The organism is Pseudomonas sp. GM24 (assembly GCF_000282235.1).
Lineage (GTDB): Bacteria > Pseudomonadota > Gammaproteobacteria > Pseudomonadales > Pseudomonadaceae > Aquipseudomonas.
Map to the genome: position 1 here is coordinate 1 of NZ_AKJR01000217.1, position 7,242 is coordinate 7,242.

General features: G+C 60.8%; 6 protein-coding genes and 1 pseudogene. 4 read left to right on the forward strand and 3 right to left on the reverse strand.

The features are described from left to right. Positions 1–328 precede the first annotated feature (328 nt). From PMI23_RS23450 to PMI23_RS23465, 4 genes are all read left to right on the forward strand, one after another. Positions 329–1,675, forward strand: a complete 1,347-nt coding sequence (locus tag PMI23_RS23450; protein ID WP_007919414.1) for a hypothetical protein — start codon at positions 329–331, stop codon at positions 1,673–1,675. Positions 1,676–1,710: 35 nt separating this feature from the next. Further along, on the forward strand, positions 1,711–3,939 hold the full coding sequence (locus tag PMI23_RS23455) for an Ig-like domain-containing protein (protein WP_007919413.1): 2,229 nt from the start codon (positions 1,711–1,713) through the stop codon (positions 3,937–3,939). Positions 3,940–4,012: 73 nt separating this feature from the next. Further along, positions 4,013–4,477, forward strand: a complete 465-nt coding sequence (locus PMI23_RS23460; RefSeq protein ID WP_007919411.1) for a curlin — start codon at positions 4,013–4,015, stop codon at positions 4,475–4,477. 26 nt (positions 4,478–4,503) lie between these two features. After that, positions 4,504–5,955 (forward strand): curlin, encoded by a 1,452-nt coding sequence (locus PMI23_RS23465; RefSeq protein ID WP_007919408.1) that lies wholly within the window; start codon positions 4,504–4,506, stop codon positions 5,953–5,955. 143 nt (positions 5,956–6,098) lie between these two features. On the opposite strand, the gene PMI23_RS23470 is transcribed toward PMI23_RS23465, so the two are convergent. The 3 genes and pseudogenes from PMI23_RS23470 to PMI23_RS30360 all read right to left on the reverse strand — a co-directional run. Next, positions 6,099–6,623 (reverse strand): hypothetical protein, encoded by a 525-nt coding sequence (locus PMI23_RS23470; protein ID WP_238539559.1) that lies wholly within the window; start codon positions 6,621–6,623, stop codon positions 6,099–6,101. A 94-nt stretch (positions 6,624–6,717) separates the two neighbouring features. Then, positions 6,718–6,816: pseudogene (locus PMI23_RS30355) on the reverse strand (antitoxin PaaA2 family protein); the annotation flags it as partial. Positions 6,817–7,080: 264 nt separating this feature from the next. Next, positions 7,081–7,242 (reverse strand): DUF6124 family protein (locus PMI23_RS30360; RefSeq protein WP_007950158.1); only part of this gene is annotated, 162 nt, incomplete at its 5' end.

A 7,242-nucleotide genomic window follows, 5' to 3' on the forward strand; every position in this document is an offset into this window, starting at 1 on the left:
ATTACAAGGTGACTGGAGTTCAGACGTGTGCTCTTCCGATCTCGATCTTTTGATCCTGCTTTTGTGAATCAAGATCAAAAGATCGCAGCCTGCGGCAGCTCCTACAGGGGTTCTGAGTACGACGGGCCACTAAGAGCATCCCCACCGTCCCCGATTCTGGGGAATGACGCCCTTTTCCCGCTGGCCAAAAACCTGACCCTTCTGCGCGTCAAGCCCTCTACCCCGGCCCTCTCCCGCCCATCCACTACACCTTGGCATGGAAGGTGTACAGGCCCTGTGCAACTGACCCATCCCCAAGGGGCAGGTACTTTGATAGAGGGATTAACTCATGCACCCTTTACTGTCCAAAACCGCGACTGTCCTGGTCGTGAGCGCATTGGCCCAGGGCATCGCCCAGGCCGCTTTGTTTGCTGTTGATCCGGGTCCGTACACGCCGTCCAACGGCGGTTTCGCCAGTTGGTATCAGGACTCACACGGTCGCACCCTGGATCTGTGCCTGTCCAAAGCGCTCAGCTCCCGAGTACCCAGCGCCCCCGGCGCGCCGTCTTACATGTGCTCGCTGCTGCCGACCCCCGGCGTGTTCGATGACGCGCAACCGATTGTCTTCCCGACAAACTTTCCCGACGAAGCGTTCTGGTTCACCGGCGAAACGGCCCTCGTCGACGCCGCACGGGGAATTGATCTGGGCTACGTCAGCGCCATCGAAGCCGCGTTCGCTGCCGAGGAACCGGTTGAAGGCGATCAAGTCAGCTTCGCCCGTATCCGTATTCGCGTCGATGTACCGACCGCCGGCACCTATGTCATCACCCACCCGTATGGGGTCGACGTGTTCAACATCGACACCCCCGGGCGGCGCGCGATCAACATGACTCGCGACATTGGTATCGGCACGCCGAAAACCTATGACGGCGCGCTCAAGGGTGACATCGGACCGTTCCTGCGCAGCGTCAACGGTCCCTACACCGAGACCAACCCGCTGACCGGTGCCGCCGAACAATTCGTCGGCGACCCGAACCTCAACGAGGCAGTCACCGGCAGCCCGTTCAACACTAACTACGTACGCATCGAAGGCCCTAACGGCCTCGATCTGCGGACGAACGTGTTCGCCGTTTCGGGCAAGTTGTCGACGGTGGTCCGGCCTACACCATTGATCACCCAGCGCAGCACTTACTCGCGTACTGCGGGAACCAGTGCGCCGGTCGCCCAGCAGGATGTGTTCGTCCTCGCGCCGCCAGCGCCAGGCACCGTCGCCGTTACCAGCAGCACCCCGGTGCTGAACATGACCGAAGCCAACAGCACCGGCAGCTGGTACGCGCAGTCCTCGGTCAACCCGACCTTGCCAACCACCTTGCAAGTGACCGCCGACAACCACCTGGCCATCGCCAGCAGCACGCCGACCACTCTGCCCATGACCCTGACCGACCTGGTGGTGATCCAGAGCGCGCAATACAGCCTGAGCTCCGGACAACTGACCGTGGTCGCCTCGACCAGTGACGAAACCTCGCCGCCGGTACTCACCGCCACCTCCGGCAGCGGCGCCGCCATCGGCGCGCTCGGTGGCGACGGCGCGGTGAAAACCCTGGCCACCGGGATCTCGCCGATACCGCCGGCCAAGGTTCGGGTGACGTCGTCCAACGGCGGCAGCGATACCGAAGAAGTGGTCATCGTGCAATGAACGCTCACATGCCCAGATCCGCATCAGGAGGCATCATGAACAAGTGGCCACGCTTTGCGCTCAACGCGCTCGGGCTCGCTCTCTCGCTGACCGGCAGTGCCTATGCGCAACTCGCCGCCGTCGACCCCGGCCCTTACACCTTCGCCACCGGGAAATTCCCGATGTGGTATCAGGACAACAATCTGCTGTCGATGGAACTGTGCCAGTCGCGCGCCGCCAGTTCGCGCGTTGCCGCGACCACACCGCCGGCCTACATGTGCATTCTCTTGGCCGAGCCAGGCATCTACGACGATGCCCAGCCGATGATTTTCCCAGACAACTGGCCGCCGGAAGCCTTCTGGTTCCTGGCCGAAACCACGATTGCCGACAACGCTGCCGGTTATGGTGTGGACGCTTATGTCGCCGGGATCGAAGCGGCATTCGCCTCGGAAAATCCGGCGGACGGTGATCAGCAAAGCTTTGCGCGGATTCGCATCCGGGTAAACGTACCCGTTGCCGGCACCTACACCATCACGCACCCGTATGGCGTCGAGACGGTCAATGTCACCGCACCCGGGCGCCGCGCGATCAACATCACCCGCGACATCGGCATCGGCGCACCGGGCAATTTCACCGGTGCCGTCAATGGCGCCATCGGACCGTTTTTGCGCAGCGTCAACGGCCCGTACACCGAAGTAAACCCGGACACCGGCGCCACGGAAACTTTCGTCGGCGACCCGAACCTCAACGAAGCGGTGACCGGCAGCCCGTTCAACACCAACTTCCTGCGCATCACCGGGCCTGCCGGAACGATCCAGTCGAACGTGTTCAGCCTGTCCGGCAAAGTGCTCGACAACCGTCAGCAAACCCAGGTTGAAATCGACCGCGCCACCTATCGCCGCACCGCCGCTGGCGTGCGCGCCGAAGTGTTTGCCAAGGCCAGTAACAGCTCGACCCTGTGCTTCCGTGAAACCGTGGCGCTGCTGCCTGGCCCACCGCAGACGCCGTGCCAGACCAGTCTGTTGGGCGACAACAATGGTCTGTTCTTCGGCCACCGCTTGGGCACTGGCGCGGTACCTCCGGTAGTCGTCGTGACCGCCACCAACCCCGCCGGCACCACGCGTCCGACGGCCGTATCAGCCAAGCTCACCGACGTGGTGAAAGTGCAGACCGCGCGCTACAACTGGGCCAACCACAGCCTGCTGATCGAGGCCACCTCAAGCGATGAAGTGGCGATCCCCGACATGGTTGCCCAGGGCTACGGGCGTCTGTCGAAAACCGGCACCCTGCAGCGCATCACCGTCGCCGACCTGACCCAGCCACCGGCCACCGTGACAGTGAAATCTGCCGCTGGCGGTGGAGACACCGAAGCAGTCGTCGTGGTCGGCAACGCGCCAGACACAGGTGAAAACCAAGCGCCAATCACCAACGCCGACAGCGGCAGCACCAGCTTCGGCGTGCCGATCACCCTCAGTCTATTGACCAACGACAGCGATCCTGATGGTGACAATCCGCTGGGCATCACCGCGTTGACTCAACCGGCCGCCGGCCAAGGCACCGTCGCGCTCAACGGCACCACATCGGTGGTCTACACGCCGCCAGCGGTAGTCAACGCGCCACTGACCACCACCTTCACCTACAAAGCGCAGGACGCCAAAGGCCTGGCCTCGGCCAATCCAGCCACCGTAACCATCACCGTCGCACCGAACCAGGCACCGACCGCCGTCGCGGACGCTGTCGCCACGCTCGGTGTGGCAATCCCGATCAACGTGCTGGCTAACGACACCGATCCGGAAGGTAACGTGCCACTGGCCGTCAACAGCCTGACCCAACCGGCCGCCGGCCGAGGCACGGTTAGCAGCAACGGCACGGTGATCACCTACACCCCACCGGCCACCGTGACCACGGCGTTCACCACGACCTTCACCTACATCGCCCGGGACGCCTTCGGTGCCCTGTCGACGCCGGCCACAGTCACGGTGCAAGTGTCGCCACGGCCAGCAGCGGAAACGTTCGCCGTCACCGCTTCAACGGTGCAGGCACGCTCTGGCGGACGCTTCAACTGGGACTTCACCGGCACCTCGTCAGTGACCACCGGCAACACCATCACCGTGCAGGTCACCACCCCTTCCGGGCTGGTCACCCTTGGCACCACCACGGTGCCGTTGACCGGACGCTGGCGGCTGACGCTGAACAACACGCTCGTGGTGCCATCGGCCAACCCGACCGCGACGATCCGCTCGTCCCAGGGCACCGTGCGCACGGTCTCGGTGACCACGCTCTAGGCCTGCGCCCCAGCCACTTGCGGGTGGCTGGGGCGTGCTTCGCAACCGGATAACGCCACACAGGATTTTCACCATGAACACGTCGACCGCCGCCCTGCTTTGCCTGCTCCTGCTGTGCAGCAGTGCAGGCGTGCGCGCCGACGACCTGATGGAAAACGACGACCTGGTTGCGACCAGCAGCGACCTCGGCGAACTGCCCCCACCCGTGGGTCAGCAAGCCCTGATCGACCAGCTCGGCCAGGCCAACGTCGCCCTGCTGCAACAGAACGGTCAGTCGCTGCTCGGGCAGATCGTGCAGTCGGGCAGCAATCAGGAGGCGTACATCCTGCAACAGGGCAGCGACCTGATGGCGCTGATCAACCAGAACGGTTCCGGCAACGCCGCCTCGATCACTCAGAACGGCAGCCACAACCGCGCGCAGATTTCGCAAAACGGCAACAACAACGACGCCAGCATCGAGCAGGCCGGCGCGGGGCTGCAAAGCGCCGTGACCCAGTCGGGCAACGGCATGAGCGTTTCGGTCAAGCAATATCGCTAAGCACTGCAATCATCGGAGAGTTCATCATGTTCAAACTGACGCCCCTCACCGCCGCCATCCTGGTCATGATCAGTGCCCAGGCCATGGCCGACGACAGCCTGTCCAACCAGAGCCAGGTCGGTACCGCCAACATCGCGGATGTGAAACAGACCCAAGCTCCATTCAGCACCGCCACCCAGACCCAACTGGGCCAGGGCAACGACGCCGCCGCCGTGCAAGACCACGCCAGCAGCGTGATCACCCAGGACGCGGTCGGCGACTACAACGCCGCTTACGCCGAACAGCTTTACGAAGACAACGCCACCATCACCCAGCAACAAGTCGGCGCCTTCAACACCGCCCACGCCAGCCAGTCGCTGGGCTTCGGCGCACCGAACAGCGCCCTGCAACAGCAGCAAGGCACTGGCAACTTCTCGTTCATCTATCAGGATTCGCAAAACGGCAGCGAAGGCAAAACCTTCCAGTTCGGCGACAGCAACGAAGCCAACATCGAGCAACTCTATGAAGGCACCGGCAACAGTTCAGTGATCACCCAGTACGGCACCGCCAACTACGGCACCGCCGAACAAGTGCTGCACAACGGCGGCCAGATCGGCATCAACCAGGCCGGCGAAGGCAACTACGCCTACGGCGACCAGCGCAATGGCACTGGCGGCAACATCACCATCAACCAGTTCGGCAACCTCAACGGCACGGAAATCTGGCAGGACGCGCAACTGGCCAGCCAAGCCACCGTCAACCAATACGGCGACAGCAACGAAACCGTGGTCGACCAAAGCTTCGGCGAAAACAACAGCGCCGCTGTCACCCAGGTCGGCAACAGCAACGCGATCTACGCCGACCAGTTCGAATCGGTCAACTCGACACTGGCGCTGTATCAGGTCGGTAACGGCAACGTGCACTTCACCTACCAGAACGGCGACAGCCACGTGCTCAACGCCACCTCCGTGGGCAACGACAACAAGGTCTACGCCAGCAACTGGAAAGGCCCACAATCCGGTGGCCAGTTCGGCAGCGGCCAGCGTGCGACTGTGACTCAGGCGGGGAATGGCAACATCGCCAGCTTCACTCAGGATGGCGTCGGGCAAGTCATGACCACGCATCAGACTGGCACGGGTAACAAGACCACGGTCAGTCAGGCTGAGTCGTATAACGAGCTGTATTTTGATCAGAATGGTAGCGACAACATTTTGATATCGGATCAGCGCGGGACAGGGAACCTGGTGCAGGGTTCGTCGAATGGCACCGGCAACAGTGCTGAGTTCGATCAATCCGGGACTGGCAACCAGGCGTATACCGCGCAGCTGTATGGCAGTGACAACATGATCACGGTTAAACAGGCGGATACCATGAACGTGGCGTATGTGACCCAGGGCGGGACGGGGAACATTGCCAATGTCGATCAGAGTGGGGTGACGCAGACCGCGAATATCCAGCAGTTTGGGTCGGCTAACCAGGCGACGGTTTTGCAGCAGTAGGGGTTGGGTGTTGATGGGCCGCGATTCTCTGGTGAGGGGGGTCGCGGTTTTTTTTGGCCTATGCAGGAGCTGCCAAAGGCTGCGATCTTTTGATTTTGCTATTGGAGATCAGAAGATCGCAGCCTTCGGCAGCTCATAGTCGATCAATCTGGCATTGAACGAATAATGTCGGCCAGATCATCCTTGGTTAATTCATTGGCCTTAATGGCGGCAGCGGTATCTTTTTTGGAAAGCGGAAAACGCATGAAAACTTCTTTCAAAGTATCCGCATCCACATTTGCCAGCCAGAGTGGATCAATAAAAGAACCACCATACTCAGGCTTCATGGGCACTTCTTCGTGAGCAATCGCGCCTTTATGATTCAGATACACCACATAACGATCGTGACCTTCAGGAAAGCTTTTATCGTGGTAGAGCGTAGTGCCCAGAGGCAGGACATAGAAATTATCGTCGCCATTTGGACCTTCGATAAGCAACGGTTCTTTAGTTTTGATCATTTTCATATCGTTTCGATTTGAATGACCGTCAATTACGATTGAAGCCAACAACACCCCATTCACAGATAGAACTGCCGCCAGCCACAGACTGACTCGCCCGTTTGTAAAAAATTTCCCTATCATTTTCGCCTCGGTATTCCCTTCGAGTGTGGCTAGTGAATCAACGAACATCTAACTCTTGCAGTGTACCGGCGACTCCCTCTATCCGGGTGGGATTGATCTACCCACAGGCCTCGAGTCTTCTTCGCGCAACGCCTCTTGAACCTCATGCCTGATTCGTCGTTCCGCCCTTCATCTGTGCCATTACCTGCTCATTCGGAATGCTGGGGCGGGGATCTTCGAGCGACTTCCGGACTTTGGCACGGAGCCAACGGTCCTAGCTGGCGGCCTGTTCTTCGCTTTCGAAATCTTGAACGGTTGTGGAAAACAGTGGATCCATGGTGCCTCCGGACCGAGGGTAAAATCCTGTCCCTGTTCTTGATCGTTCCCACGCTCTGCGTGGGAATGCCTCTCGGGACGCTCCGCGTTCCAACTCGCGAATTTGACGCAGAGCCCGAATTTGACGCAGAGCGTCAAAGGCTGCAAGCGTCAAAGGCTGCATTCCCACGCAGAGCGTGGGAATGATCAATCAGCCATCCTTCAGCTCGACGTGATCGAGGGCTTGATTCACCGCCAGTTCGCCCAGCATGACGACTTGTGCGATGCCCAGTGCGGTTTTGCGCTGTGAGGTTTCCAGCGAGGCGGCGAAGTTGATGAGCATTTCGCTGGCCGAGCCGAGGGTTTCGCTGGC